This is a genomic window from Micromonospora sp. LZ37, assembly GCF_059359015.1.
In genome coordinates this window covers 1-25,489 of sequence record NZ_JCADBL010000010.1, presented here as the reverse complement: position 1 = coordinate 25,489, position 25,489 = coordinate 1, and the positions used below count along the sequence as shown (strand labels likewise).

The 25,489-nt window shown below is 73.6% G+C and carries 24 protein-coding genes, 1 rRNA gene and 1 pseudogene; 13 read left to right on the top strand and 13 right to left on the bottom strand.

What is annotated here, in order from left to right; translation table 11 throughout:
• From AC5L3Z_RS20330 to AC5L3Z_RS20285, 10 genes are read right to left on the bottom strand one after another with little or no spacing between them, the layout of a single operon-like run.
• Positions 1-789, bottom strand: a complete 789-nt coding sequence (locus AC5L3Z_RS20330; RefSeq protein WP_494844200.1) for an Rv1363c family protein — start codon at positions 787-789, stop codon at positions 1-3.
• Entirely contained in the window at positions 786-2,030 is a 1,245-nt protein-coding gene (locus tag AC5L3Z_RS20325) for an MCE family protein (protein ID WP_494844198.1), read from the bottom strand. Before AC5L3Z_RS20325 ends, AC5L3Z_RS20330 begins: the two co-directional genes overlap by 4 nt.
• Positions 2,027-3,436 carry an MCE family protein gene (locus AC5L3Z_RS20320; RefSeq protein WP_494844197.1) on the bottom strand — a complete coding sequence of 470 codons (1,410 nt, stop codon included), beginning with the start codon at positions 3,434-3,436 and terminating at the stop codon, positions 2,027-2,029. The genes AC5L3Z_RS20325 and AC5L3Z_RS20320 overlap by 4 nt, the downstream gene beginning before the upstream one ends.
• Positions 3,433-4,680, bottom strand: coding sequence for an MCE family protein (locus AC5L3Z_RS20315; RefSeq protein WP_494844196.1), 1,248 nt, complete (start codon positions 4,678-4,680; stop codon positions 3,433-3,435). The genes AC5L3Z_RS20320 and AC5L3Z_RS20315 overlap by 4 nt, the downstream gene beginning before the upstream one ends.
• A complete protein-coding gene (locus AC5L3Z_RS20310; RefSeq protein ID WP_494844194.1) occupies positions 4,680-5,663 on the bottom strand; it encodes an MCE family protein in 984 nt (327 codons plus the stop codon). Before AC5L3Z_RS20310 ends, AC5L3Z_RS20315 begins: the two co-directional genes overlap by 1 nt.
• The gene (locus AC5L3Z_RS20305; RefSeq protein WP_494844193.1) at positions 5,660-6,694 is read right to left on the bottom strand and encodes an MCE family protein; all 1,035 of its coding nucleotides are present in this window, start codon (positions 6,692-6,694) and stop codon (positions 5,660-5,662) included. Before AC5L3Z_RS20305 ends, AC5L3Z_RS20310 begins: the two co-directional genes overlap by 4 nt.
• Positions 6,691-7,971, bottom strand: coding sequence for an MCE family protein (locus AC5L3Z_RS20300; RefSeq protein ID WP_494844191.1), 1,281 nt, complete (start codon positions 7,969-7,971; stop codon positions 6,691-6,693). Before AC5L3Z_RS20300 ends, AC5L3Z_RS20305 begins: the two co-directional genes overlap by 4 nt.
• 2 nt (positions 7,972-7,973) lie before the next feature.
• Positions 7,974-8,777 (bottom strand): MlaE family ABC transporter permease, encoded by an 804-nt coding sequence (locus AC5L3Z_RS20295; protein ID WP_494844190.1) that lies wholly within the window; start codon positions 8,775-8,777, stop codon positions 7,974-7,976.
• 1 nt (position 8,778) lies between these two features.
• Complete coding sequence (locus AC5L3Z_RS20290) at positions 8,779-9,549, bottom strand: MlaE family ABC transporter permease (protein WP_334533730.1); 771 nt, start codon at positions 9,547-9,549, stop codon at positions 8,779-8,781.
• Positions 9,546-10,547, bottom strand: a complete 1,002-nt coding sequence (locus AC5L3Z_RS20285) for an ABC transporter ATP-binding protein (RefSeq protein WP_494844189.1) — start codon at positions 10,545-10,547, stop codon at positions 9,546-9,548. Before AC5L3Z_RS20285 ends, AC5L3Z_RS20290 begins: the two co-directional genes overlap by 4 nt.
• A 163-nt stretch (positions 10,548-10,710) precedes the next feature.
• Between AC5L3Z_RS20285 and shbA the strand changes: the two genes are divergently transcribed.
• The 12 genes from shbA to AC5L3Z_RS20225 all read left to right on the top strand — a co-directional run bounded on the left by shbA (position 10,711) and on the right by AC5L3Z_RS20225 (position 23,093).
• On the top strand, positions 10,711-11,289 hold the full coding sequence (gene shbA / locus AC5L3Z_RS20280) for an RNA polymerase sigma factor ShbA (protein ID WP_494844187.1): 579 nt from the start codon (positions 10,711-10,713) through the stop codon (positions 11,287-11,289).
• Positions 11,286-12,161: an anti-sigma-D factor RsdA gene (locus tag AC5L3Z_RS20275; RefSeq protein ID WP_494844186.1), complete on the top strand. Its 876-nt coding sequence runs from the start codon at positions 11,286-11,288 to the stop codon at positions 12,159-12,161. The genes shbA and AC5L3Z_RS20275 overlap by 4 nt, the downstream gene beginning before the upstream one ends.
• 353 nt (positions 12,162-12,514) lie before the next feature.
• Entirely contained in the window at positions 12,515-13,714 is a 1,200-nt protein-coding gene (locus tag AC5L3Z_RS20270; protein ID WP_494844185.1) for a sensor histidine kinase, read from the top strand.
• On the top strand, positions 13,711-14,175 hold the full coding sequence (locus AC5L3Z_RS20265) for a roadblock/LC7 domain-containing protein (protein ID WP_334533717.1): 465 nt from the start codon (positions 13,711-13,713) through the stop codon (positions 14,173-14,175). Before AC5L3Z_RS20270 ends, AC5L3Z_RS20265 begins: the two co-directional genes overlap by 4 nt.
• 24 nt (positions 14,176-14,199) lie before the next feature.
• Positions 14,200-14,544 (top strand): DUF742 domain-containing protein, encoded by a 345-nt coding sequence (locus AC5L3Z_RS20260; protein WP_334616142.1) that lies wholly within the window; start codon positions 14,200-14,202, stop codon positions 14,542-14,544.
• Positions 14,522-15,127, top strand: a complete 606-nt coding sequence (locus AC5L3Z_RS20255; protein WP_334533712.1) for a GTP-binding protein — start codon at positions 14,522-14,524, stop codon at positions 15,125-15,127. The genes AC5L3Z_RS20260 and AC5L3Z_RS20255 overlap by 23 nt, the downstream gene beginning before the upstream one ends.
• A gap of 21 nt (positions 15,128-15,148) precedes the next feature.
• A complete protein-coding gene (locus AC5L3Z_RS20250; RefSeq protein WP_494844183.1) occupies positions 15,149-16,390 on the top strand; it encodes a styrene monooxygenase/indole monooxygenase family protein in 1,242 nt (413 codons plus the stop codon).
• 221 nt (positions 16,391-16,611) lie between these two features.
• Entirely contained in the window at positions 16,612-19,194 is a 2,583-nt protein-coding gene (gene lanKC, locus AC5L3Z_RS20245) for a class III lanthionine synthetase LanKC (protein ID WP_494844181.1), read from the top strand.
• A 72-nt stretch (positions 19,195-19,266) separates the two neighbouring features.
• Complete coding sequence (locus tag AC5L3Z_RS20240; protein ID WP_088647629.1) at positions 19,267-19,386, top strand: SapB/AmfS family lanthipeptide; 120 nt, start codon at positions 19,267-19,269, stop codon at positions 19,384-19,386.
• A 72-nt stretch (positions 19,387-19,458) separates the two neighbouring features.
• Positions 19,459-19,578, top strand: a complete 120-nt coding sequence (locus AC5L3Z_RS20235) for a SapB/AmfS family lanthipeptide (RefSeq protein WP_088647629.1) — start codon at positions 19,459-19,461, stop codon at positions 19,576-19,578.
• Between the two features lie 69 nt (positions 19,579-19,647).
• The gene (locus AC5L3Z_RS20230) at positions 19,648-21,315 is read left to right on the top strand and encodes an ABC transporter ATP-binding protein (protein WP_494844179.1); all 1,668 of its coding nucleotides are present in this window, start codon (positions 19,648-19,650) and stop codon (positions 21,313-21,315) included.
• Positions 21,312-23,093: an ATP-binding cassette domain-containing protein gene (locus tag AC5L3Z_RS20225; RefSeq protein ID WP_494844177.1), complete on the top strand. Its 1,782-nt coding sequence runs from the start codon at positions 21,312-21,314 to the stop codon at positions 23,091-23,093. Before AC5L3Z_RS20230 ends, AC5L3Z_RS20225 begins: the two co-directional genes overlap by 4 nt.
• Here the strand turns inward: AC5L3Z_RS20225 and AC5L3Z_RS20220 are convergent.
• Positions 23,023-23,649, bottom strand: coding sequence for a response regulator transcription factor (locus AC5L3Z_RS20220; RefSeq protein ID WP_494844176.1), 627 nt, complete (start codon positions 23,647-23,649; stop codon positions 23,023-23,025). The two genes, AC5L3Z_RS20225 and AC5L3Z_RS20220, sit on opposite strands and share 71 nt — an antisense overlap.
• Before the next feature lie 118 nt (positions 23,650-23,767).
• Entirely contained in the window at positions 23,768-24,424 is a 657-nt protein-coding gene (locus AC5L3Z_RS20215; RefSeq protein WP_494844174.1) for a LuxR C-terminal-related transcriptional regulator, read from the bottom strand.
• Positions 24,425-24,606: 182 nt separating this feature from the next.
• Here AC5L3Z_RS20215 and AC5L3Z_RS20210 point away from each other — a divergent pair.
• Positions 24,607-25,115, top strand: a pseudogene (locus tag AC5L3Z_RS20210) (pyridoxamine 5'-phosphate oxidase family protein).
• A gap of 299 nt (positions 25,116-25,414) precedes the next feature.
• Here the strand turns inward: AC5L3Z_RS20210 and rrf are convergent.
• Positions 25,415-25,489, bottom strand: a 5S ribosomal RNA gene (gene rrf / locus AC5L3Z_RS20205); the annotation flags it as partial.

The following is a 25,489-nucleotide window of genomic DNA, read 5'->3' as shown; positions in this document are numbered from 1 at the left end:
TCATCCGACGAACTGCAGGCGGGAGACGAGCCACCGGTCGGAGTCCCGGTCGTGGACCAGGTCCAGCTGGATGCGGTAGTGCGAGGGCCGCCCCTGCGGTGACTTGACGTTCTTGACGGTGGCGTCGACGGCGACCAGCGCGACGGCGCGGCGGCGGTCCCCGGAGACCAGCCCGGCCCGCAGCACGGACCCGCGCGAGTCGACCTTGTTCTCCACGACCGCGGTGCGGACCTGCGACTGCCCCCGGGTGAACTCCTCCTTGAAGTCGCCGGTGGCCCCGGTGAGGATCCGCTGCATGTCCCGGTCGACGCTGGCGGCGCTGACCGAGACGAAGTTGACCGCGGCCTGCTTGGCGGCGGCGAGGCTCGCCTGCCGGGCCCGGTCCGTGGCCTGGTCGACGTACCAGCGGTGCCCGGTCACCCCGGCGGCCGCGACCGTGGCGGCGAGCACGAGGGTCAGCAGGGCGACCAGTGCCCGGCGGCGTCCGGACCGGCCGGTGCCGGCGGGCTCGCCCCGGGACCCGGCGTCGGTGTCCGGGTCGGCCGGGTCGTCCCCGCCGGTCGGGTCGTCGAACTCGGCCGGCTCGCCGGGCTCCGCTGGGTCCTCGACCGGCTCCTGGTCGATGCGCCGCAGCAGCTCCTCGACCGGCTGGGCGGACGGGGTGAACCGGCGGGAGAGGACCCGGCGCTGCGGCGCCCGGCCCGGCGCCGCCGGCTTCGCCCCCTTGATCACTTTCAGCGTGTGGTTCCTGCGGGCCTGCATCGCCGCCTCCTTCTTCCCGCTCGTCACGGCGTCACCCCGGCGAGCAGCAGCTGCTTCCACGACTGGTCGCCGGCCATCCGGGACTGGCCGCCGGTGCCGCCGAACTGCAACGGCCGGCCGTCCGAGCCCAGCACCGTCCCGGTCGCCGGGTCGTATCCGCCGCCCTCGGCCGGGTCGTACGGCGCCGGTTCGGCCGGCGCGGGTGGCCGACCGCCCTGCCTTGGCGCGTTGCCCTCGCCGCGCACGCTGGCGCCGGCCGCCCGCTCCTGCGCGCCGCAGCGGGTGCCGCCGCCCCGGTACACACAGGACGGCGGGTCCCCGGCGTTGAGGACGAGGCCGAAGTGCGCGGTGCCGTCGCCCGGGGCGACGGTGAACCCGCCGGCCACGGCGAGCGGGTAGACCACCAGCAGGTGCTCGATGCCGGGCAGCCGGCGGGCGGCGATGCCGTTGACCGTCACCAGGTTGCCGAGCAGCGCGCCGATGTTCGGCTCCAGTCCGCGCAGCAGCGCGACCAGCTCCTGCCCGGCGGGCGGCCCGGCGGCGAGCAGCCGGCGCAGGTCGGGGTCGGCGCCGCGGAGGGTCTCCGCCAGCCGGGCCAGGCCGGCGCTCCACCGCCGCAGCGCCTCCGCCGACTCCGCCTGGGTGGTGAGCACGGTACGGCCGTCCTCGATCAACGCGAGCGTCTCCGGCAGATGGGCGTCCGCCTCGGTGAGCAGCGCGTCCCCGGCGTCGAGGATCCGGCCCAACGCCTGTTCGTTGCCCTCGAACGCGGTGCCGAGTTCCGTGATCAGCACGGTCAGGTCGTCCGGGTCGAGGGAGCGGACCAGCGCGTCGAGGTTGGTCAGCAGCGTCTCCGGGGCCAGCGGGACGCCGGTGCGGTCGGCCGGAATCACCGCGCCGTCGCCGAGGTAGGGCCCGGTGTCGCGCTCGGGGCGCAGGTCGACGTACTGCTCGCCGACGGCGGAGCGTTGGGCCACCACGGCCCGCAGGTCGTCGGGCACCTGGGTGCCGCGGCGCAGCCGCAGGTCGGCGCGGACCCCGTCGCCGCGCAGGTTGACCGCGGTGACCCGCCCGACGGGCACGCCACGGAAGGTGACCGGGGCGTTGGTGAAGATGCCGCCGGCGCGGGCCAGGTCCAGGTGCACGACGTAGCTGCCGCCGAGCAGCCGGTCGCCGAGCCCCACGTAGCGGATCCCCACGTACGAGACGCCGAGGATGCTCACCAGCAGGAACGCCAGGACCTGGAGCTTCGCGGTACGTCCGATCATGGCTGCAGCCCTCCTCCGAGCAGTTCGGGCAGCTCGCCGATCTGCCCGAGCACCTCGCCGGTGACCGGCAGCACGCACTGCGCCGACATGACCGTGTTGGCGGGCAGTTCGGTCCCGGCGGGGAAAGCGGTGCCCGGCGGCACCACGCCCTTGGGCAGGATCAGCCCGCCGACGGGCACCTTCGAGCCGGGCCGGAGCAGGACACAACCCTCCGGCAGCAGGCAGTCCTTCGGTGGGGTCCAGGTCGCCGGGAAGTCGTCCGGGTCGGGCAGGCACTCCGTCAGGGGCAGGTCAGGGACCGGACCGGGGCCGGACGGCGGGGTGGGCGTCTTGTCGCCGCCGGCGGCGGGCGGCCGGGTCGGACCGGCCGGCTTCGCCGGTGCGGCCTGGCGGGCCGGTGCGGGGGCGGCGACGACCAGGTTCGCCAGGATCGACGCCGCGTCGAGGTCGGCGGTGACGGAGAGGTTGACGAAGTCACCGACGATCGCGCCGGTGACGTTCGGCGGGAACGGGTAGGTCAGCATGAAGTCCAGGGACTTCGGCAGGTCGTCACCGGCGCGTGCCAGTTGTTCCAGGATCGGCTGCAACGCCTTGAGGTCGGCGACGGTGTCGTCGCGGCTGCGGTCGACCACCCGGGTGCCGACGTCGCCGAGCTTGCCGAGGGCGGTCAGCGCGCTGGTCAGTTGGGCGCGCTGGCGGGCCAGCACGGTCAGGCCGGGGGCCAGCGAGTCCACCGCCTCGCCGAGCACCTGCTTCTGCCGGTGCAGGCGCGCGGTCAGCCGGTCGAGGGCGTCCAGGGCGCGGACCAGGTCGGCCTTCTGCTTGTCCAGCCCGCCGATGAACTCGTCGAGCTGGTGCAACGCGTCGCGCACGGCGGGTTCCCGCCCGTCGAGCGCGGTCCCGAGTTCCTGGTTGATGGTGCGCAGCTGGGCCAGCCCGCCACCGTTGAGCAGCAGCCCGAGGGCGGCGAGGACCTCCTCCACCTCGGCGCCACGGGCGGTGCGCGACAGCGGGATGACGTCGCCGTCGGCGAGCCGGGTGCTCGACCCGCCGGTCGGTGGCGCGGCGACGGTCACGTACTTCTCACCCAGCAGGCTGCTCTGCCGCACGGCGGCGGTGGCGTCGGCCGGCAGGCGTACGTCGGCGCCGATGCGGAGGGTGACCTGGGCGGTCCAGCCGGCGAGGGAGATCTTCTCCACGCTGCCGACGGTGACGTCGTCGACCTTGACGGCGGCCTGCGGCACCAGGTCGAGCACGTCGCCGAACTCGGCGGTGATCCGGTAGCCCTCGCCCTTCGGTGCGCCGCCGGGCAGCGGCACGTCGGCGAGGTCCGGCAGGCCGCACCCGCTCGGCAGCAGCGCCACCAGCACCGCGCAGGCCAGCGCCCGCAGGGCCCGCCGGCTCACGGGGTGCCCCGCAGGATGCCGCCGAGGGTGGGGTCGCTGGTGATGGGGGAGCCGCCCGGCGCCGGGTCGGGGATCGGCGCACCGGGGGAGCTGATCGGAGGACCCGGTGGGGACCCCCCGATCCCCGGGGCGCCGGGCGGCAGCTTGAGCAGCTTTTTCAGCTGTTCGGTCAGGGGCAGCCCGCGCTCGTGCAGCGTCTGCGCGAGCGCCAGGCACTTCGCCGGCACCTCTTTCGCGGGGAGCTGGTCCACCAGCAGCGAGCAGGCGAAGGCGGCCGGGTCGTACGGACCCGTCGCGTTGTTGCGGGTGTCCAGGGTGCCGGAGCGGGGGTTGTAGGCGAGGTGGAGGTTGCTCACGGCGAGTGGGGCCACGTCGAGGATCTCGATGACCGCCTGTTGCTGGCGGACCAGCACGGCGGTGATCTCCGTCAGCGCGGCCACGTTGCCGGTCAGCGCGGCCCGGTTCTGGCGGACGAAGCCGGTGACCTCGTCCAGCGCGGTGGCGAGGTTGCGCAGTGCGGCGGCGAGTTCGTCGCGCTGCCCGGCCAGCTGTTCGGCGACGTCGGCCAACTGCCGGTTGAAGTCGCGGACCTGGCGGTCGCTGCGGGCCAGGGTGGTGGTGAAGCGTTGCAGGTTGGTGACGGTGCCGAAGAGGTCCTGCCGGCCCTCGGAGAGGGTGCCCAAGGCCCGGGACAGCCCGTCGAGGGTGTCGTGCAGGTTCTGCCCGTTGCCCTCCAGGTTGGCGCGCCCGGTCGCGACCAGATTGGACAGGGCGCCGTCCCGGTTGGCGCCCTCCGGGCCGAGGGCGCGGTTGAACTCGTCGAGCGCCCGGTAGACGTCGTCGATCTCCATAGGCCCGGCGGTCCGCTCCACCGGAATCTCGGCCCCGTCGGGGAGCCTGGCACCGCCGGCGTAGGCGGGGGTGAGCTGCACGTACCGGTCGCTGACCACGCTGGGCGGGACGATGAGCGCCTGCGCGTCGGCGGGCACGTCGAGGTCGTGCTCGTAGCGCATCCGCACCTCGACGGTGCGGCCCCGCGGGGTCACCGCGACCACCTCGCCGACGCGAACGCCCAGCACCCGCACGTCGGAGCCGGGATACACCCCGACGGCGCGGGTGAAGTGGGCGACCACCAGCCGCGGCGGGGTGTCGTCCCGCAGGACGACCACCCCGGCGGCGACGGCGACCAGGAGGACGGTGGCGGCGGCGAGCGGCCGTCGCCAGCGCTGGATCGGACCGGGCATCAGCGGCCTCCCGTCGTGGGCTGGTACGGCTGGAGCAGACCGGAGACGTACGAGTCGAACCAGCGGCCGTTGCCGACCACGTTGGCGAACGCGGTGACGAAGGGCCCCATCCGCTGGATGGTCTTCTCCAGGTCGTCCTTGTTGCGTTGCAGGACGGCGACCACGTCGCGCAGCTTGCGCAGCGCGGGCGCGAGCCGTTCGCGGTTGTCGTCGACCAGCCCGGACAGCTCGGTGGCGAGCTTGTCGGTGCCGACGAGCAGCTTGCGGATGGCGTCGCGGCGCCGGCTCACCTCACCCAGCAGCGCCTCACCGTCGGTGACCAGCTTGCGGAACTCCTCGTCGCGGGTGGCGAGCACGCCGGTGACGGTGCGGGCGCGGGTGAGCAGCGCCCGCAGCTCGGCGTCGCGTCCGGCGACGGTACGGGAGAGCCGGGAGAGCCCGACCAGGGAGGCGCCAACGCTGTCCGGGGTGTCGGCGAAGGTCTCGGACAGGGTGGTGAACGCCTCGGCGAGCTGCTCGGTGTCGACCTTGTCGAGGGTGTCGGCGAGGCCGGTGACCGCCTGCACCACGTCGAACGGCGCCGCGGTGCGCGCGAGGGGGATCTGCCCGCCCTCGGGCAGCCGGCCCGGTCCGGCCGGGGTGAGGGCCAGGTACTTCTGCCCGAGCACGGTCTTGATCCGGATGGTGGCGCCGGTGTCGGCGCCCAGGCGGATGCTGTCGTCGTCCACCCGGAACCGGACCCGGACGTAGGGCGCGCCGTCGCGGGCGAGTTCGACCGCGGTCACCTTGCCCACCCGCACGCCGGCGACCCGGACCTCGTTGCCGGTGGTGAGGCCGCTGGCGTCGTGGAAGGCGGCCTGGTAGGCGCGTCCGGTGAGGTCGGCCAGCCGGTCGAGCTGGAAGGCGCCGAGCAGGGCGGCGACGACCAGGGTCAGGCCGACCGCGCCGACGACGACGGGGTTGCGTTCCCGGAACGGTCTCACCGGCTGCCTCCGCTGGCGCATCGGGCGGCCGGGGCGCTGAAGGTGGGCAAATCGAGCGGCGCCCGGCCGGACACCGCCACGTTGCCGTCGAAGTCGCAGAGGTAGAAGTTGAACCACGAGCCGTGGGAGGCGGTCCGGGTCAGCGCCTCGTACCGCTCCGGCAGCCGCCCGAGGGTGCCGTCGATGACGGCCGCGTTGCGGTCGAGGGTGCCGGCGAGGTCGTCGAGGGCGCGGACGTCCGCGGCCAGCGGGGGTCGTACCTCGTCGAGCAGGCTGGCCGTGGCGGTGGTGAGTTCGCCGATGCTGACCAGCGACTCGCCGATGGCCTTGCGGTCGGCGGAGAGCCCGGAGACGAACTCCTGCAGCTGGCTGATGCTCTGGTCGAGGTTGCGGTCCCGCTCGGCCAGGGTGGCCAGCACCCCGTTGAGGTTGGTGATGACCCGTCCGACGACGGCGTCCCGGTCGGCGAGGGTGTTGGTCAGCGACGCGGTGCGGCGCAGCAGGTTGGTGACCGTGCCGCCCTCACCCTGGAGCACCTGGATGATCTCGTAGGCGAGCTTGTTGACGTCGTCGGGGTCCAGGGCGGTGAACAGGGGCCGGAAGCCGTTGAACAGGACGGTGAGGTCCAGCGCCGGCGTGGTCTGGGCGAGCGGGATGAGACCGTCGGGCCGCAGCGGTCGCCCCTCCCCCGGCCCCTCGCTCAGCGCGACGTACCGCTGGCCCACCAGGTTGCGGTAGCGGATCTTGGCGCGGACGCTGGTGGCCACCGGGACGTCGGGGGTGACGGTGAGGGTCACCTCGGCGACGGTGTCGTCGACCACCCGGATGTCGCGGACCCGGCCCACCTTCACCCCGGCGACGCGGACGTCGTCCCCGGGCAACAGGCCGGTGACGTCGGTGAACCGCGCGCGGTAGGTGACGCCGCCGGGTGGGAAGGCGCCGAGGGTCTGCGCCAGCAGCGCGGTCAGCAGCAGCGTCACCGCGGCGAAGGCCAGCAGCTTCAGCAGCGACGGGAGCGTCTTCGTGCTCATCGGGCGTTCACCACCCCGCCGCGCAGCAGCGGACCCCAGAGCAGGACCGCGATGTCCGGGACCTCGGCCGGCAGGGTGCCGGTGGCGGCGCCCACGAGGGGTTTGACCAGGGCCTGCTCCTCGCCGGTGCCGGCGCGGCCCATGGCCGGGGAACCACCGGCCGGTGCGGTGCCGGGCGTGCCGACGATCAGCGGGGTACGCGGGCGCTCGCCCCGATAGTCGTAGCCGTCGTCGACCGGCACCCCCGGCGCGGGCTGCCGCGGGTCGGGCAGGCCGCGGCAGTTCGGGCCGTCGTCCGCGCCGTACACCGGTTCGTCGCGGCCCTTCTCGTACTTGCCGCCGTCGCGGGTGACCTCCAGGGTGATGTGCATCCGCCCGCCGGCGAAGACCTCCTCGACCCGGGGTTGCAGGGCGACCAGCCCGCTCATCAGGCACGGGTACTCGGGGGCGTAGGTGGCGAGCAGCTCCAGCACCGGCCGGCTGACCCGGCCCAGCTCGATGAGCTGGTCGCCGTGCCGGTCGAGGAAGCCCCGGGTGGCGTCGGCGGTGTCGGTGGTGTCGGCGAGGAACGCCGCCAGCTGCCCGCGCTGGTCGCTGATGGTGCGGGCGGTGACGGTCACGTCGCGCAGCAGGGCGAGCAGGTCGGGCAGCGCGGCGTCGTAGCTGTCCAGCACGACGGCGAGCTTGCGGACGTCCTCGGCGATCGTCGGCAGCGCCGGGTTGAGCTGCCGCAGGTACGCCTCCAGCCGGACGATGTTCGCGCCGAACTGCTCGCCGCGCCCCTCGAGCGCGGTGGCGATGGCGCCCAGCGTCACGGCGAGCTGGTCGGGTCGGATCGCCTGCAGCAGCGGCAGCGCCTCGTCGAGGACGCGTTCCAGCTCCACCGCCGCGCGGCTGCGGTCCTGGTCGATGACCGCGCCGTCCCGGATCGGCGTGGTGGCGGCGCCGAGCGGCACCAGTTCGACGTACCGCTCGCCGAAGAGCGTCTTGGGCAGCAGCCGCGCGTCGACGTCGGCGGGGATGCGGGACGTCGTGGCCGGGTCCAGGGCCAGCCGGATGGTCGCGCCGGCGCCCCGGCTGCCGACCGAGCGGACCTCGCCGACGACGACGCCGCGTACCTTGACGTCGGCGCCCGGGCTGAGCTGCAACCCGGTGCGGTCGGCGTGCAGGGTGACCCAGGCGACCGGGGTGAACGCCTTGCGGTACTGCAGCACGGAGGTGGTCAGCGCCGCGGTCAGGATGGCGATGAAGATGATGCCCAGCAGTCGGTTTCTCATGCTCACCCCGCGATCCGGACAGTGGTGGTCGCGCCCCAGATGGCCAGCGACAGGAAGAAGTCGACGATGTTGACCGCGACGATCGCCAGGCGGACGGCCCGGCCGACGGCAACGCCGACGGCGGCCGGCCCACCGCGGGCGGTGTAGCCGTAGTAGCAGTGCACCAGCACCACGATCACGCTGAACACCAGCACCTTGAAGAAGGACCAGAGCACGTCCTCGGGCGGCAGGAACAGGTGAAAGTAGTAGTCGTAGGTACCGGCGGACTGTCCGAAGTAGTACACGGCGATGGTGCGGGTGGCCAGGTAGCTGGAGAGCAGGCCGACCACGTAGAGCGGGATCACCGCGATGAACCCGGCGATCATGCGGGTGGTCACCAGGAACGGCAGCGACGGCACCCCCATCACCTCCAGGGCGTCGACCTCCTCGGAGATCCGCATCGCGCCCAGCTGGGCGGTGAAGCCACAGCCGACGGTCGCCGACAGCGCCAGCGCCGCCACCAGCGGCGAGATCTCCCGGGTGTTGAAGTACGCCGAGACGAAACCGGTGAACGCGCTGCTGCCGAGCTGGTTGAGCGCCTGGTAGCCCTGCAGTCCGACCTCGGTGCCGGTGAAGAAGGTGAGGAAGCAGATGACGCCGACGGTGCCGCCGAGCACGGCGAGCGCGCCGGAGCCGAAGCTCACCTCGGCCAGCAGCCGTACCACCTCGCGCTTGTAGCGGCGCAGGGTGCGCGGCGTCCACGCGAAGGCGCGCAGGTAGAAGGCGAGCTGTCCGCCCAGGTCGTCGAGGTGTCGCAGCGCCGGCACGTCAGCTCCCCTTCTGCGGTACGACCTGGAAGTACACGGCCGTGACGAGGAAGTTCAGTGCGAACAGCAGCATGAAGGTGATGACGACGCTCTGGTTGACCGCGTCGCCGACCCCCTTCGGGCCGCCGCGCGCGGTCATCCCCTTGTACGAGGCGACCAGCGCGGCGGCGGCGCCGAAGAGCAGCGCCTTGACCTCACCCACCAGCAGGTCGGGCAGTTGGCCGAGGGCCTGGAAGCTGGCCAGGTACGCGCCGGGCGTGCCGCCCTGCATGACCACGTTGAACAGGTAGCCGCCGCTGACCCCGACCACGCTGACCAGCCCGTTGAGCAGGACGGCGACCAGCATCGAGGCGAGCACCCGGGGCACCACGAGGCGGTGGATCGGGTCGATGCCCAGCACCTGCATCGCGTCGAGCTCCTCGCGGATCTTGCGGGAGCCGAGGTCGGCGCAGATCGCCGAGCCGCCCGCGCCGGCGATGACCAGCGCGGTGACGATCGGCCCCGCCTCGCGGACCACCGCGAGCACCGACGCGGCGCCGGTGAACGACTGCGCGCCGAGCTGCCGGACCAGCGAGCCGAGCTGCAACGCGATGACCGCGCCGAAGGGGATGGCGACGAGCGCGGCGGGCAGGATCGACACCGAGCTGATGAACCAGGCCTGCTGGACGAACTCGCGGACCTGCACCGGCCGGCGGCCGAGGCCGCGCAGGGTGTCCAGGCAGAAGGCGAAGAATTCGCCGGTGCCGCGGAGCACGGCGACGGGGGCGCTCATCCGGCCTCCTCCCGGTGCATGGCCTCACGGCGCGGCTCAACCGTCGGCGGCTGCGCGCCGCGCTGCTCCTCGAAGGAGCCCGGTGGTGGGGTGACGCCGTTCTCCCGCAGCCACTGACCGGGTGTCCGCTCGGCCGCGCGGGGCCGTCCGTCCGAGGGCTGCAGTTGCCGTGGGATGGGCGGCAGCGGGGCCAGTTCGGCGCCGGCGTCGGCCTCGGCCTGCAGCTCCTCGGCGTCCTTCTCCTCGGCCATGCCGATCGGGCCGACCCGCTGGGCGTTGAGGAACTGCCGCACCACCGGCTCGGTGCTGGACAGCAGCATCTCCCGGGGCCCGAACATGGCCAGGTGGCCGTGGTAGATCAGCCCGATGTTGTCCGGCACCGTCCGCGCGGTGTTGATGTCGTGGGTGACGATCAGGAACGTCGCGCCGGTGCGCTGGTTGAGGTCGATGATGAGCTGGTTCAGGTACGCGGTGCGGACCGGGTCCAGTCCGGAGTCCGGCTCGTCGAACAGGACGATGCGGGGGTCGAGCACCAGCGCGCGGGCCAGGCCGGCGCGTTTGCGCATGCCGCCGGAGATCTCGCCGGGCAGCTTCCCCTCGGCGCCGACCAGGCCGACCATGTCGAGCTTCTCGGTGACGAGGGCGCGGATCTGCGACTCGGACTTGCGGGTGTGCTCCCGCAGCGGGAACGCCACGTTGTCGTAGATGGTCATCGAGCCGAAGAGCGCGCCGTCCTGGAACAGCACGCCGAACAGCTTGCGCACCTCGTACAGCGCGCGCTCGGAGAGCCGGGGCAGGTCCTTGCCCTCGATCAGGATGGAGCCGGCGTCGGGCCGCAGCAGGCCGACCAGGGTCTTGAGGAAGACCGACTTGCCGGTGCCGGAGGGGCCCAGCAGCACCGAGATCTCACCGGCCGGCAGGGTCAGGCTGATGTCCGACCACACCGGTTGGCCGCCGAAGGACTTGGTCAGTCCCCGCACGGCCACCTCGACACCCATCCTGCCCTCCCCTCGTCGCTGGTTACCTGTGACATCGGGGCGGCCCGTCGGAACGCAACAACCTTTTTCGCGTCACCGGGCGGACACCGAATGTGGCCTGGCGAAGTGGCGTGCGTCTCGATAACGTTCGTTCACCCGCCGGTAACGAAGGTGTTTCGCATCAATGACGACAGCGATCGAGCCAGAGCTCGTCCGCCTGGCCGCCGACGGCGACCGGGCGGCGATGGCGGCCCTGCTGAGCGACGTGCGTCCACAGCTCGTCCGCTACTGCCGGGCCCGCCTCGGCCGCGTCGGCGGTGCGTACACCACCGCCGACGACGTCGCCCAGGAGGTCTGCCTGGCGGTGTTGAAGGCCCTGCCCCGCTACCGCGACCAGGGCCGGCCGTTCTCGGCGTTCGTCTTCGCCGTCGCCGCGAACAAGGTCGCCGACGCCCAGCGGGCGGCGGTACGCGACGCCACCGTCGCCGTCACCGACACCCCGATCGAGCACCCGGACGCCGCGCCGGGGCCGGAGCAGCAGGCCGTCGCCACGGACCTGGCCCGCCGGCTCGCGGTGCTGCTGCACCGCCTCCCCGACGTCCAGCGGGAGATCGTCATCCTGCGGGTGGCGGTCGGTCTGCCCGCCGATGAGGTGGGCACCATCCTCGGGATGTCCGCCCCGGCCGTACGGGTGGCCCAGTCCCGCGCCCTCGCCCGGCTCCGTACGCTTGCCGGCAACGGACTCGACGAGGTGGCGGCATGAGTGAGCGCTGGCCGGACGACGGTGCGGAGCTGGACCTCGGCACGGTCGCCCACGACGACCTGCTCCTCGACGCGCTCGGGCGGGGCGGGGCGGAGTCCGACGGTGACGACCTCACGGCGATGCTGGCCGCCTGGCGCGACGACGTCGCCGCCGGGGTGGACGAGCTCGAGTGGGTCGCCGGCACGCCGGACCCCGACCACGCCCAGGTCCGACCCGACGCTCCCCCGACGCCCGCGCTCGCCCCGGTCCGGCCGCTGCCCCTGCGGCGGCGGGCCGTGCGGCTGGCCGCTGCCGTGGCCGCCGCGCTGGTGCTGGTGGCCGGGCTGGGGATCGGCAGCCGCGACGCGGGCCCGGCCAGCCCACTGTGGTCGCTCACCAAGGTCCTGCACCCCGAACGGGCGGAGGTGCGGCTGGTCGAGGAAACCATCGCCCGGGCCCGGGAGGCCGCCGCGGCGGGACGCTTCGAGGAGGCCCGGCAGCTGGTCGACCAGGCCCGACGGGAGCTGGCCGGGGTCGGCGATCCGGCCGAGGCCGCCCGGCTGCTGGCCGAGCTCGACGCCGTTCTCGGCGACATGACCATTCCGGCCTGTCCCACCTGGCCCCGGTGCGCCGCCTCGACGCCGCCGCCCACGCCGCTCACGCCGCCCGCCACGACCTCCCCGTCCGGCGGTCCGGCCTCCACCCGTCCGCCGGCCCCCCGCCCGGCCGCCCCGCGGCCACCCACGCCGAAGCCGACGTCGAAGCCGACGCCGGCGTCGGGTGGCAACCTCCTGCCGTCGCTGCCGGAACTGCCCCTGCCGACGGAGCCGAAGCCGAGGCCCTCGGTGTCGCTGCCCGAGCTGCCACTGCCGACTGTGGACCTGATCGGCTGACCCGCGGGTGCCGCGAGCCTGCGGCCCGTGGCACCTTCCACCGCCGACGGCGGGAGCCCGACCGCCGACCCGGTGACGCACGCCCCGACGACCGCCCGCGTACGAGACGCGTCGCCGTGTCGTATCGAATTGCCTGTTGCGTTCCGGGAGTCGCACGCGATGCATACATGTGGTGTCGTGCCGGTCGGTCCGGTCGTGGGGCGGGCGCGATGGCGTACGGCGGTGTGAAAACCGGCCCAAGTTGACCTTGAATGTTGCCATCCGGACAGGACGGTGGTTGACTGCTGCACCATGCCAGAAAGGACTATTACCGATAGATCGGGTACTTCATGAAGCATGCTGATGTTTCCCGAATGGAGTCCTCGACGCGGCGGCAGTTGACCTGGCGGCAGCGCGCGGCCCGCTGGCTGGACCCGACGGTGGCGCAGTGGTCAGTCGCCGCGGCGGAGACCGCACCCCCGCCCCCGCCCGAGAAGCCGACGGACACCCTCTGGCCGGCGATCTGCGAGCAGTTCGCCCTGCGCATCCTCGCCACGGCCTACCAGATGGGCAGCCACCTCGAAGCCGTCGAGAGCGACGAGCAGGACCCGGAACGGCTGGAACGGCTCTACCGCATCGACCACGCCAACACCCGGATCCGCCGCCACGCGGAGAACCTGCAGGTCCTGTTGGGTCGCCGGGTCGAGGACGCCGATCCGCAAACCGTCACCCTGGTCGACGTGGTACGCGCCGCCGCCTCGGCCGTCGAGTACTACCCCCGGATCAGGATCGGGCACGTCGTGGCGCTCGGCGTCGTCGAGTTCGCCGCGGACGATGTCATCCGGGTGCTCACCGAGCTGCTCGACAACGCCGCCCGCTTCTCGCCCCCCTCCTCGGCGGTGACCGTCTCCGCGTTCGTCACCGAGGACGGGAGCGTGCTGCTGCGGATCGAGGACGCCGGTGTCGGGGTGGACCCTCACCACCTGACGGCGCTCAACGCCATGCTCGCCGGCACCGGCCCGGCGCCGGCCGGGCAGAACCCGGCGGCGCACCTGGGCCTGGTCGTCGTCGCGCACCTGGCTCGCGCCAATCAGCTGCGGGTCACTCTCACCAACCGGCCCTCGGGCGGAACGACCGCAACGGCGCTGATCCCCGGCGCCCTGCTGTGCGACGTGGCGACTGGGCCCGCCGGAGCGCCTGCCGCGGAGCCCCCGACACCGGCCGGTCCCTCGCCGGCCTGGGCCCAGACCCGCCATCGGAGCGCACCCATGCCGCCGTCCCACGCCGCTCAGTCACCCACGGTGCGCCTGAACGCGCTGGGTGCCCCGTCGGCCGGCGACGACCCCGGCACCCGGGCCGGCCAGCCCGGTCCGGGCGCCGGCCTGCCCCGACGGACGCCCGGAAGCGTCCGCGCGGACGAGCCGACCGGGGGGCAGCCGCCGCCCCGGTCCGCGGCGGCGACCGGCGTGGACGACGGGTCCGCCCCCGACGCCTGGCCCGACGAGACCGCCGCCTTCGCCGCCGGCATCAGCGACGCACAGTCCGCCCCTCTGCACGAAGGACACCTGCGATGACCCCGATCCACCGGCGCGACGACGCCCCGCCGACGCCCGGCCCGGGCCAGCCCGACTGCGCCTGGCTGATCCGGCAGTTCGCCGAGGACGTGCCCGGCGTCAACCACGCCCTGCTGGTCTCCCTCGACGGCCTCCAGCTCGCCGCGTCCCGTCAGGTTCCCCGCGACCTGGGCGACCAGCTCGCCGCGCTGACCTCGGGGCTGCTCAGCATGGCCGACCGCAGCGCCGCGCTGCTCGACCTCGGCGCCTCGGAGTACCTGACGGTCCGGCTGCCGCGCGGGCACCTGCTGTTCATGCGGGTCGGCGAGTCTGCGGGCCTGGCCGTCGCCGCCGCGGCCGGCTGTGACCTGCGGGTCGTCTCCTATCGGATGACGCAGTTCGTCGGAGCGGTGCGACACGCGCTCACCCCGCAGGTCCGCAGCGAACTGCACCGCCTCACCGCCAGCCAGCCGGCCCGCTGACGGGCCAGAACCGAGGGAGCCACCGTGCCCACCCCGTACTGGAAGGTGCGACCGTACATCCTCACCGGAGGCCGTACCCGCACCCGGCGTCACCTGCTCGTGCACACCCTGGTGTCGGTGCCGTACTACGACGCCGTCTTCGCCTCGGGTCTGCTGCCCGAGTCCCGGTCGCTCTACGAACACGCCCGCCGGACCCGGTCCGTCGCCGAGCTCTCCGCGGTTTGCGGGATGACGCTGGGTGTCACCCGGGTGGTGGTCGACGACCTCGCCGCCACCGACCGGCTGCGGGTCCACAGTGACCAGTACACCTCACCGTTCGACTTCCGCCTTCTGGAGAGACTCCGCGATGGCCTCCGCCAGCTTGCCTGACAGCCCGCTGCTGACCTCGGCGAAGATCGTCATCGCCGGCGGTTTCGGGGTCGGCAAGACGACCTGTGTCCGGTCCATCTCGGAGATCCCACCGATCAACACCGAGGCGTGGATGACCGCGGCCAGTGAGACCGTGGACCGGCTCGACCCGGGGATCGACAAGACGACCACGACCGTAGCGATGGACTTCGGACGGCTGACGATCGGCCCGGACCTGGTGCTGTACCTGTTCGGGACGCCCGGCCAGCCCCGGTTCTGGCCGATGTGGGACGACCTGTGCCGGGGGGCGGTCGGCGCGCTGGTGCTGGCCGACACCCGCCGCCTGGAAGCGTCGTTCCCCGCGGTCAACTACTTCGAGCAGGACACCGACCTGCCGTTCGTGGTCTGCGTGAACCTCTTCGACGGCGTGCTGACCCACCACCTGGACGACGTACGGGAGGCCCTCGGGCTCTCCCCCGCGGTGCCGGTCATCGCGGGCGACCTCCGCGACCCGTCCTCGGTCGCCCGAGCGTTGCTGGCGGTCGTCGAGCACACGATGCACCGCACCGGCGACCCGTCCCCGGGCGTCCCCGCCGCCCGGTAGCCCAACCACCTGGAGGTACCAATGCGGAAAATTCTGATCGTCGGGGCCGGCCAGTCCGGTCTTCAGCTCGGGCTGAGCCTGCTCGCCGAGGGCTACGACGTGACCGTCATGGCGGCCCGCACGCCGGAGGAGATCCGGCGGGGCGCGGTGATGAGCACGCAGGCCATGTTCGGCGCCGCCCTGAGCATCGAGCGGCGGTACGGGCTGGACCTCTGGCAGGACCAGGCGCCACCGCTGCAGGGACTGCACGTGTCGCTCTCCGCGCCGCCCGGAGAGCGGGCGCTGCGCATCCCCTGCCCCCTGGACGAGCCCGCCCAGAGCACCGACCAGCGCGTGAAGATGGCCGCCTGGCTCGAGCTGTTCGAGCAGCGCGGCGGCACGGTGCACTACCAGGGCGTCACCACCGCCGACCTGGACGGGCTGACCCGGCTCGGCCGGTACGACCTCACCGTGGTGGCCGCCGGCAAGGGCGACCTGGTGGGCGTCTTCGACCGCGACCCGCAGCGCTCGGTGCACACCGCCCCCCAGCGAGGGTTGGCGGTAGCGTACGTGCACGGGATGGCGCCAGATCCGCTCTGGCCGGTGCCCCACGTCAGCTTCAACGCGGTGCCCGGGCTCGGCGAGCTGTTCGTCATCCCCGCACTCACCCTCTCCGGCCCCTGCGACATCCTGTTCTGGGAGGCGGTGCCCGGCGGCCCGCTCGACCTGTGGACCGAACGCCGGGAGCCGGCCGAGCACCTCCGGCTGACCCTGGAGCTGGCCCGGCGGTACACCCCGTGGATCTACGAGCGGTGCGCCGGGGTCGAGCTGACCGACGCCCGCGCCACCCTGTCCGGCCGGTACACCCCGACGGTGCGCCACCCGGTGGCGGAGCTTCCCTCGGGCGGCGTCGTCCTGGGCATGGCCGACGTGGTGGTCGCCAACGATCCGATCACCGGCCAGGGCAGCAACACCGCCGCGAAGTGCGCGGCGTCGTATCTGCGGTCCATCGTGGAGCGCGGTGACCAACCCTTCGACCGGGAGTGGATGGGTCGGACGTTCGAGCGGTTCTGGGCGGAGACAGGGCTGGCGGTCACCGACTGGACCAACGCCATGCTCCAGCCGCTGCCACCGCACGTGCAGCAGGTCCTCGGCACGGCCTCGGTGAACCCGACGGTGGCCCGCCGGTTCGCCAACGGCTTCAGCGACCCGAACGACTTGCAGCACTGGTTCATGGCGCCGGACCGGGCGGAGAGCTACCTGGCCTCCGTCGCCGCCGGCTGAAACCGGGGCACGGCCGGCGGGGGCGGGACCGGATCCCGTCCCCGGTGGCCGTCACGAGGTACGTCGTCCCAGGTGAAGCGGTGTTCGCGAGTTCAAACTCCGCAGTTGTCACGATCCGGGGGTGCGAAACTCACCCAGGGTCCATGACTCATCGCACTGTGCACACCCGCCGTCCGTCCGCAGGATTGACCTGACCCGATCAGGCAGCGGAGGGAGGCGACATGGATGACCGATACGACTCGTTCTGCGCGGTCGACCCGCTCTTCTACGACTCGTTGGCCAGCGCCAGCACCAAGACCCCCCGGTACGCCGCGGACCGCCCGACCGCCGACGGCTGGGAGGTCGAGGTCAAGGACGACTGGCTGATCCACGCGCCGGTCGGCGGCTCCCTCCCCCAGCAGGGTTGGAAGATCCACGTGTCGGCGCGGCTGGACAACGCCGAACGGGTGCTCACCCGGGTGATGGACTACTGCCAGCCCCGGGGCATCCCGTACAAGCACCTGCGCGGGCCGCGGATGCTGCTCATGCGCAACAGCAAATACGCCCGGCGGGGCAGCAGCGGCAAGTTCATCACCGTCTACCCCCGCGACGACGCCGAGCTGGAGCTCACCGCGAAGGAGCTGGCGGCGCTGCTCGACGGGGAGCAGGGCCCGTACATCCTCAGCGACCTGCGCTACGGCGAGGGACCGGTCTACCTGCGCTACGGGGGTTTCGCCGCCCGCTACTGCCTCTCCCCCGAGGGGCAGGTCGTCGCGGCGATCGAGGACCCGGACGGCACGCTGGTGCCGGACCGCCGGGACCCGGTCTTCCACGTGCCCGAGTGGGTCACCCTGCCCGACTTCCTCGCCCCGCACCTGGCCGCCCGCAACGCCGCGCACACCACCGACCTGCCGTACCGGATCGAGAAGGTGATCCACTTCTCCAACGGCGGTGGCCTGTACGAGGCGCGCGACACCCGAACCGGGGCGCGGGTGGTGCTGAAGGAGGCCCGTCCGCACGCCGGACTGGACGCCACCGGCGCCGACGCGGTGACCCGGCTGCGCCGGGAGGCCGAGATGCTGCGCCGGCTCGCCGACGTGCCCCACCTGGTGCGGGTGCACGACGAGTTCAGCTTCGGCGGGCACGAGTTCCTGGCCCTGGAGTTCGTTGAGGGCCGCCCGCTCAACCAGGTGGTCGTGGAGCGCTACCCGCTGGTCAACCACGACGGCGACCGCGCCGCGTACACCCGGTGGGCGCTGGACGTCCACCGGCAGGTAACCGAGGCGGTCGACGCCATCCACGCCCACGGGATCGTCTACGGCGACCTGCACATGTTCAACATCCTGGTCGGTCCGGACGGGACGGTCACGCTGGTCGACTTCGAGGTCGCCGCGCCCGTCGGCGAGGCGGACCGGCCGGCGCTGCGCAACCAGGCCTTCGCCGCGCCGCGCGACCGCACCGGCCTCGCCGTCGACCGGTACGCCCTGGCCTGCCTGCGGCTGGCGCTGTTCCTGCCGCTGACGGCGATGCTGCGGCTCGCCCCGGCCAAGGCCGCGCACCTGGCCGACGTGGTCGCCGCGCAGTTCCCCGTCCCCCGGGACGTGCTCGACGAGACGGTCGGCGTGATCGTCGGCGAGGCGGCGGCCGAGCCGACCGCGACCGCCGCGCTCCGCGACGCGGTCCGGATCGACCCGGACGACTGGCCGGGGCTGCGCGACCGGCTCGCCGCCGCGATCACCGCCAGCGCCACCCCGCACCGCCACGACCGGCTCTTCCCCGGCGACATCCGCCAGTTCAGCGGCGCCGACGGCGGCCTCGGCGTCGCGCACGGCGCGGCCGGGGTGCTCTGGGCCCTGCACGCCGCCGGCGCCCCCACCGACCCCGAGCACACGCGGTGGCTCATCGACCGGGTCGCCCAACCGGCCCCCGGCAGCCGCCTCGGCTTCTACGACGGGCTGCACGGCGTCGCGTACGTGCTGGACCGGCTCGGGCACCGCGACGAGGCGCTCCGCCTGCTGGAGCTCTGCCTCGACCAGCCCTGGACGGAGTTGGGCAACGACCTGACCGACGGGCTGTCCGGGATCGCGCTCAACCTGGCTCACTTCGCCGGGGTGACCGGCGAGCGGCGCTACGCCGACGCCGCCCGGCGGGCGGTCGGCCTGGTCGTCGACCGGCTCGGAGACGTGGAGTCCGTCGCGGAGATCAGCGGCGGCCGGCACCCGTACGCGGGGCTGACCCGCGGCGGCGCCGGGGTGGCGCTGATGTTGCTGCGGATGTACGAACTCGACCACGATCCGGCGCTGCTCGACCACGCCGCCACCGCGCTGCGGCAGGACCTGCGCCGCTGCGTCCTGCGCGACGCCGGCCACCTCGAGGTCAACGAGGGCTGGCGGACCATGCCGTACCTCGCCGAGGGCAGCGTCGGCATCGGGCTGGTCCTGGACCAGTACCTGCGCCACCGCCCCGACGAGGAGCTGCGGACCACCGCGGCCGCGATCCGGCGGTGCGCCGACTCCCCCTTCTACGCCCAGTCGGGCCTCTTCGCCGGCCGCGCCGGGATCGTCGCCTACCTCGCGGAACGGGGCGAGTACGACGCGGCGCGGCACCAGGCCCGGCTGCTGAGCTGGCACGCGCTGCCGTACCGGGGCGCGACCGCGTTCCCCGGCGACCAGCTGCTGCGGCTCTCCATGGACCTGGCCACCGGCACCGCGGGCGTCCTGACCGCTTTGGCGGCGACCCGACCGGCGGACGCGGTCCGGTTGCCGTTCCTGACGCCACTGCCCGAGGCGACCCGGGCGGAGGACACCACCACCCCGGCCGGTTGACCGGCCCACCAGCTCCCCGGGAGTCATCCCGGGGCCGACCGACCCGAACTATCTGGAAGGAGGTGAATCGACATGGCTCTGCTCGACCTCCAGGGGATGGAGCTGCCGGCCGCCGAGCGTACCGGCGGTGGCAGCCGCGCCAGCCTGCTGCTCTGCGGTGACAGCTCGCTGAGCGTCACGACCTGCAACTGACCTGGTGGCCGTCGACCCGACGACCACTCCGACCCACCGATCCGCACCATCGACAGAGAAAGAGGAACCGACATGGCTCTGCTCGACCTCCAGGGGATGGAACTGCCGGCCGCCGAGCGCACCGGCGGTGGCAGCCGCGCCAGCCTGCTGCTCTGCGGCGACAGCTCGCTGAGCGTCACCACCTGTAACTGACGATCAGTTCGCCTGGCCCCGGACCGGTTACCCCGGTCCGGGGCCGCGCGACGACGGGAGAGGGGTGGCATGGACCCGGCCGACCGGCTCCTGCTGCGCGCCGTCAGATCCACCGGCCACTGGACCCCGACGCTGGCCGCGGTCACCGTGACGCACGTGGCGGCCGAACTGGCGCTGCCCGCGATCCTGGGTCGCGCCGTCGACGCCGCCGTCGGCGTGACGCCGGAGGCCTCCTCCGGCCACTGGCTGCTCATCGCCGTCGGGCTGATCGCCGTGCTGGTCCTCACCGGCGCGATCCGCGACTACGGCACGGGCGCGGCCACCGCCCGGTCCGTCGCCGCTCTCCGGCACACCCTGACCCGGCACATCTTCTCCCTCGACCCCCGCACCGCGGCCCGTCACCCGGTGGGCGACCTGGTGGGCCGGCTGGTGGGCCAGGTGGCCGACGCCGGCCAGGCGGCCCCGACCCTGGTACGGGCCGGCACCGTGCTGCTGCCCCCGGTGGGAAGCCTGGTGGCCCTCACCCTGATCGACCCGTGGCTCGGCCTCACCTTCGTCGTGGGGTTGCTGCTGCTGGGCGTGCTGCTTCGCCGCTTCGTCGCCGACGCGTCCGCCGCCGTCGCCGGCTACCAGCAGGCCCAGGGCACGCTCGCCGGCCTCCTGGTGGAGGCCCTGGCCGGCGCGCGCACCATCGCCGCCGCCGGCACCCTGGAACGCGAGGTCGCGCGGGTGCTGACCCCGGTCCCGACACTGCGGGCGTACGGCGCCCGGACGTGGAGCGTGCTGGCCGGGGCGGCGACCCGGGGCGCGGTGCTCAACCCGCTGCTGCAACTGGCGGTGGTCGCCGTCGGCGGGGTGTCGTTGGCCGCCGGCCGGTTGACCCCCGGTGAGCTGCTGGCCGCCCTCCAGTACGCCGCGATCGGCGCCGGCCTGGGCACGGTGGTGAGCACCCTCCAGGCGGCGGTCCGGGTACGGGCCGGCTGCCGCCGCGCCACGGAGGTGCTCGACGAGCCGGTCCGGCAACACGGCACCCGCACCCTGCCCCCCGGGCCCGGCGAGCTGGAACTGCGCGGGGTCACCGTACGGGGCGCCGACGGGCGTCCCCTGCTCGACCGGGTGGACCTGCGGGTACCCGGTGGGACGCTGCTGGTGGTGGTCGGCCGGTCCGGGGCGGGCAAGTCCCTGCTGGCGGCCGTCGCCGGACGGCTGCGCGACCCGGACACCGGCCAGGTACGCCTCGACGGCGTACCGCTGCCCGAGCTGACCGCGACGGCCCTGACCACCGCCACCGGCTACGGCTTCGAGCGGCCGGTGCTGGTCGGCGCCACCGTCGGCGAGGCCGTCGGCTGCGGGGCCGACCCGGCGCCGGTGGCGAGAGCGGCGGCCATCCACGACTTCGTCGAGCGGCTGCCGCACCGCTACCGGACGCCGTTGGCCGACGTCGCCATGTCCGGTGGCGAACGGCAGCGGCTCGGGCTGGCCCGGGCGCTGCGCGCCAAGCGGCTGCTGATCCTCGACGACGCCACGTCCAGCCTGGACACCGTCACCGAGTACCGGGTGACCCGGGCGTTGACCGCGCCGGACGACCGGCGTACCCGGATCGTGGTCAGCCACCGGGTCGGCATGGCCGCCCGGGCGGACCTGGTGGCCTGGGTGGACGGCGGCCGGGTCCGGGCGGTCGGCCCGCACCCGACGCTGTGGGACGACCCCGACTACCGGGCGGTGTTCCGGTCGTGACCACCGTGGGCGAGGTGACCCGGGCGGCGCTGCGGTCCCGCCGCTCCGAGCTGTACCGGCTGGCCGGCTGGTCGCTCGCGGAGGCGCTGCCGGCCACGCTGGCCGGCCTGCTGACCGCGCGGGCGGTCGACGACGGCTTCCTCGCCGGCCGGCCGGCGGCCGGGCTGCTGTGGCTGGGCCTGCTCGCTCTCGCCGTCCTCGTCGGCGCCGTCGGCACCAACCGGACGTACGCCCTGCTCGGCGACGTGGTCGAACCGTTCCGGGACGACCTGCTGCGCCGGGTGGTCACCGGCGCGCTGACCGGTGCGGCCGGCGGGCGCGGCGACGACGCCGCGGTGGCCCGGCTCAGCCACCAGGTGGAGATGGTGCGGGACACCTACGCCGGCCTGCTGATGGTGGTCCGCGGTTTCCTGTTCACCGCCGCCGCCGCCCTCGTCGGCCTGGTCTCCCTGGCCGCGCCGGTCGCGCTGCTGGTGGCGGTGCCGATGCTGGTCGGGCTGGGCCTGTTCGTGGCGGCCCTGCCGGCGATGATCGCCCGCCAGCGGCAGTACGTGCTCGCCGACGAGGAGCTGGGCCGGGTGGCGGTGACCGCGGTGATCGGCCACCGCGACGTCACGGTCAGCGGCGCGCGGGACCGGGTCACCGGCTGGGTCGGCGCGCACGTCGACGCGCAGGCCCGGGTGGAGCGGCGGCTGGCGACCATGGCGGTCACCCGGGGACTGACCCTCGCCGTCGGCGGGTGGGTGCCGGTGCCGGTGGTGCTGCTGGCCACCCCGTGGCTGGTCCGGCAGGGGCTCGGGCCCGGCGCGGTGCTCGGCGCGCTGGTCTACGTGGTCAGTGGGGTGCAGCCCGCCCTGCACACCCTGGTCCAGGGGGTGGCCGCCGGGGGGCTCCGCTTCGCGGTGACCCTCGACCGGCTGCTGCGCGCCGGCGCCCCGGACCGGCCGGCCACCAGCGCCGCCCGGGTGCCGCTGCCGACGCCGGGAACGGCGGCGCCGGCGCTGTCCCTGCGGGGCGTGACCTTCCGGTACGGCCCGCACGCCGACCCGGTGCTCGACGGATTCGACCTCGACGTGCCCGTCGGGGACCACCTGGTGATCGTGGGCGCGAGCGGCATCGGCAAGTCCACCCTGGCCGGACTCGTCGCCGGGGTGCTGCGGCCGCAGGCCGGAACGGTCCACCTGGGCGGGGTGCGGGTGGCCGACGCGACCCCGGCCGAGCTGGCCGACCGGCGCGTGCTGATCCCCCAGGAGGCGTACGTCTTCACCGGCACGGTCCGGGAGAACCTCACCTACCTGCGCCCCGACCTGCCCGACGAGACGATCACGCGGGCGGCGACGCGGCTGGGGCTCGCCGGGCTGCTGGCCCGGCTCGGCGGCCACGACGCGACGCTGTGCCCGGCGGACCTCTCCGCCGGGGAGCGCCAGCAACTGGCTCTGCTGCGGGCGTGGCTCTCCCCCGCGTCCCTCGTGATCCTCGACGAGGCGACCTGCCACCTCGACCCAGCCACCGAGGCGCGCTGGGAGGAGGCGTTCGCCGACCGGCCCGGCACACTGGTGGTCATCGCGCACCGGATCAGCTCAGCCCTACGGGCCCGTCGGGTCCTGCTGCTCGACGGCCACACCGCGCTGGTCGACAGTCACCCGGGCCTGCTCGCCCGCTCGGCCGCGTACCGGGAACTCGTCGGCTACGGTGAGCCCGCTCAGGTCAGATCCAGCCCGACTCGCGGGCGATCCGCACCGCTTCCAGCCGCGTACGCGCGCCGGTCTTCGCCATGACCCGGGAGAGGTGGTTGCGGACCGTCCCCGCCGACAGGGCCAGCTTCTGGGCGATGTCCCGGACCGGGTGGCCCTCGGCCGCCACGTCGAGCACCTCCCGCTCGCGGGGGGTCAGCGGATTCTCCGCGACCGCCAGCGCCGCGACCACCAGGTCCGGGTCCAGGACGACCTGCCCGTCCGCGAGCTGACGCACGCCGTCGGCGATCCGCGCGGGCGGCACGTCGTGGCTCAGGAAGCCGATCCGCCGGCCGTGTTCGACGAGCACCGGGCCCAGACGGGCCGCGCGGCGCTGCTCCACCAGCACCAGCAACCGGCCGAGCCGACCGTCGCCGGGAGGACCGCCGGAGTCGCCCGACGCGAGGTCGCACAACTGGTCCGCGGTGACCATCTCAGCGTCGATGACGGCCACATCGGGACGTTCGGCCCGCAGGGCGGCCTGGAACTCCTTCGGTGTGTCCGCCTCCCCGACCACGTCGATGTCCTCCTCCGCGGCCAACAGGTGGGCCAGTGCCCCCCGGACCAACCTCCCCCTGAGCGCGAGCAGCGTGCGGACCATGCAGGACCCTTCCGTCGACAACCCCCCGCTGCCTGACGTGACGTGCGCACTCGATGACGCACGGTTAGGGATCCTATGGAAGATGCTGCCCCCGCGAAACCCTGGCGACGCATGTCGGTCAGATCCAACCCGCATCCCGGGCGTGTTGCACCGCCTCCCACCGGTTCCGTCCGCCGGTCTTCCGCAGCAGGGTCGAGATGTGGTTGCGGACCGTGCCGGGAGCCAGGTGGAGCCGGGCGGCGATCTCCCTGGCGGACCACCCCCGGGCGGCCGCCGCGGCCACCTCCCGTTCCCGCTCGCTCAACGGGTTGACCGCGGCGTCCAGAGCGGCCAGCGCGGTCTGCGGATCGATCCTCCGCTGCCCGCCGGCGATCGCGCGAAGCTGGTCGATCAGCTCCGCCGGCGCCACGTCCTTGCCGATGAGCCCCCGCACGCCGGCCCGGAGCGCCCGCCGCAGCACCCGCGCGGTACGCCGGGCAGTCAGCACCACCACCGCGCATTCCGGACGGCGGGCGTGCAGGCGCCCGGTCAGGGTCCAGGGGTCCTCGACCGTGTCGAGGTCCATCAGTACGAGATCCGCCCGGCTGTCAGCTCCGGTGGCGTCCTGGTCCGGGACACCCTGTCCGACCACCTCGAAGCCCGGCGTCGTGGCGAGGACCCCGGCCACGACGGTACGCAGCAGGCCACGCTCTCCCACCAGCGCCACCCGCACGGTCGGTTCGGCCGGGCCGCCCGGGCCGGAGCCCATCTCCATGTCACACCGCACATCGTCCACCCGGTCAGTGTGCCCTAGTGACGGCCGCCTCACTCCTGGTGAATGGCCTTCACACGTACGCCCGTAGGGGCTTGCGCGGCCGTGCCTTCCGGCAGGCTCCAGCTCGCTACCTGCCCTATCGATCTTGGTAGTCGACGTGCAGGTCAAATGGGTATGGTGCTCGCCATGGTCGAGGACACTGCATGCCGTTGACGAATCCGTGGCTGACCGGGCCGACGCCGGGGAAGCGGCTCGATCGCGAGCGGCTCGAAGAGCGCATCCTCCACCTGCTGTCGACACAGAACATGTGCGTGCTGGCCACCACGGGAACTGACGGACCGCTGGCCACCCCGGTGCGGTACTACCCGCTTGGCTTCGCGGTGCTCTTCACCGCTGCGCCCGCTCGCCGAAGATGCGCAACATCGCTACCGACCCGCGGGTGTCCATCGGCATCTTCGCGCCGCTGGTCGGGCTCGCCAGCAGCCGGGGTGCTCAACTGTTCGGAACTGCCAAGGTGCTTGACCCGCAGCATCCGGAGCGGGCCCACTACTGGACGGCGTTCCGATGGGAGAACGAGCACGCCGAGCGGGGGCGACCGCTGTCCGAGCCGCCCCAGGACACACTCGTGGTCGTCGAGGCGGAGCGGATCGTCTACACCGAGCACTGGCTGCGACGTGACGGGTTCGCGCCGCGCCAATTCTGGCGCCGCTGAAGATGCCTCTTCCGGCAGAAGACAGCTGACGGCCGCGACCAGGACGAGGCCGGCGCGGTAGCGGGATGAACGTCCGGCCTATCGGCTCGCCACGTCACGCCACTGCTTGAGCCGGTACGACGTTGCGCTTCTTGGAGGTCACCCGGTCGAAGGGCGGTGAGGCCGGCGGAGCTGCCCGGTCTCGGTACTCACTCCACGGTGGCCGGTGCCGCCCGCGGCTTTCACGGACCTGCGCCGGGAAACTGTCTGGAAACGCATTCAGGCCCACCCCTTGCGGGGTGGGCCTGAATGGAATGGTTGTCCGGCGGCGTCCTACTCTCCCACACCCTCCCGAGTGCAGTACCATCGGCGCTGGAGGGCTTAGCTTCCGGGTT

Coding starts and splice junctions, on each gene's coding strand:
- lanKC (WP_494844181.1), top strand. CDS start 16,612: ATGGATGACCGATACGACTCGTTCTGCGCGGTCGACCCGCTCTTCTAC.
- AC5L3Z_RS20300 (WP_494844191.1), bottom strand. CDS start 7,971: ATGAGAAACCGACTGCTGGGCATCATCTTCATCGCCATCCTGACCGCG.
- AC5L3Z_RS20240 (WP_088647629.1), top strand. CDS start 19,267: ATGGCTCTGCTCGACCTCCAGGGGATGGAGCTGCCGGCCGCCGAGCGT.
- AC5L3Z_RS20270 (WP_494844185.1), top strand. CDS start 12,515: ATGGAGTCCTCGACGCGGCGGCAGTTGACCTGGCGGCAGCGCGCGGCC.
- AC5L3Z_RS20325 (WP_494844198.1), bottom strand. CDS start 2,030: ATGATCGGACGTACCGCGAAGCTCCAGGTCCTGGCGTTCCTGCTGGTG.
- AC5L3Z_RS20250 (WP_494844183.1), top strand. CDS start 15,149: ATGCGGAAAATTCTGATCGTCGGGGCCGGCCAGTCCGGTCTTCAGCTC.
- AC5L3Z_RS20275 (WP_494844186.1), top strand. CDS start 11,286: ATGAGTGAGCGCTGGCCGGACGACGGTGCGGAGCTGGACCTCGGCACG.
- AC5L3Z_RS20290 (WP_334533730.1), bottom strand. CDS start 9,549: ATGAGCGCCCCCGTCGCCGTGCTCCGCGGCACCGGCGAATTCTTCGCC.
- AC5L3Z_RS20265 (WP_334533717.1), top strand. CDS start 13,711: ATGACCCCGATCCACCGGCGCGACGACGCCCCGCCGACGCCCGGCCCG.
- AC5L3Z_RS20220 (WP_494844176.1), bottom strand. CDS start 23,649: ATGGTCCGCACGCTGCTCGCGCTCAGGGGGAGGTTGGTCCGGGGGGCA.
- AC5L3Z_RS20315 (WP_494844196.1), bottom strand. CDS start 4,680: ATGCCCGGTCCGATCCAGCGCTGGCGACGGCCGCTCGCCGCCGCCACC.
- AC5L3Z_RS20305 (WP_494844193.1), bottom strand. CDS start 6,694: ATGAGCACGAAGACGCTCCCGTCGCTGCTGAAGCTGCTGGCCTTCGCC.
- AC5L3Z_RS20230 (WP_494844179.1), top strand. CDS start 19,648: ATGGACCCGGCCGACCGGCTCCTGCTGCGCGCCGTCAGATCCACCGGC.
- shbA (WP_494844187.1), top strand. CDS start 10,711: ATGACGACAGCGATCGAGCCAGAGCTCGTCCGCCTGGCCGCCGACGGC.
- AC5L3Z_RS20285 (WP_494844189.1), bottom strand. CDS start 10,547: ATGGGTGTCGAGGTGGCCGTGCGGGGACTGACCAAGTCCTTCGGCGGC.
- AC5L3Z_RS20235 (WP_088647629.1), top strand. CDS start 19,459: ATGGCTCTGCTCGACCTCCAGGGGATGGAACTGCCGGCCGCCGAGCGC.
- AC5L3Z_RS20255 (WP_334533712.1), top strand. CDS start 14,522: ATGGCCTCCGCCAGCTTGCCTGACAGCCCGCTGCTGACCTCGGCGAAG.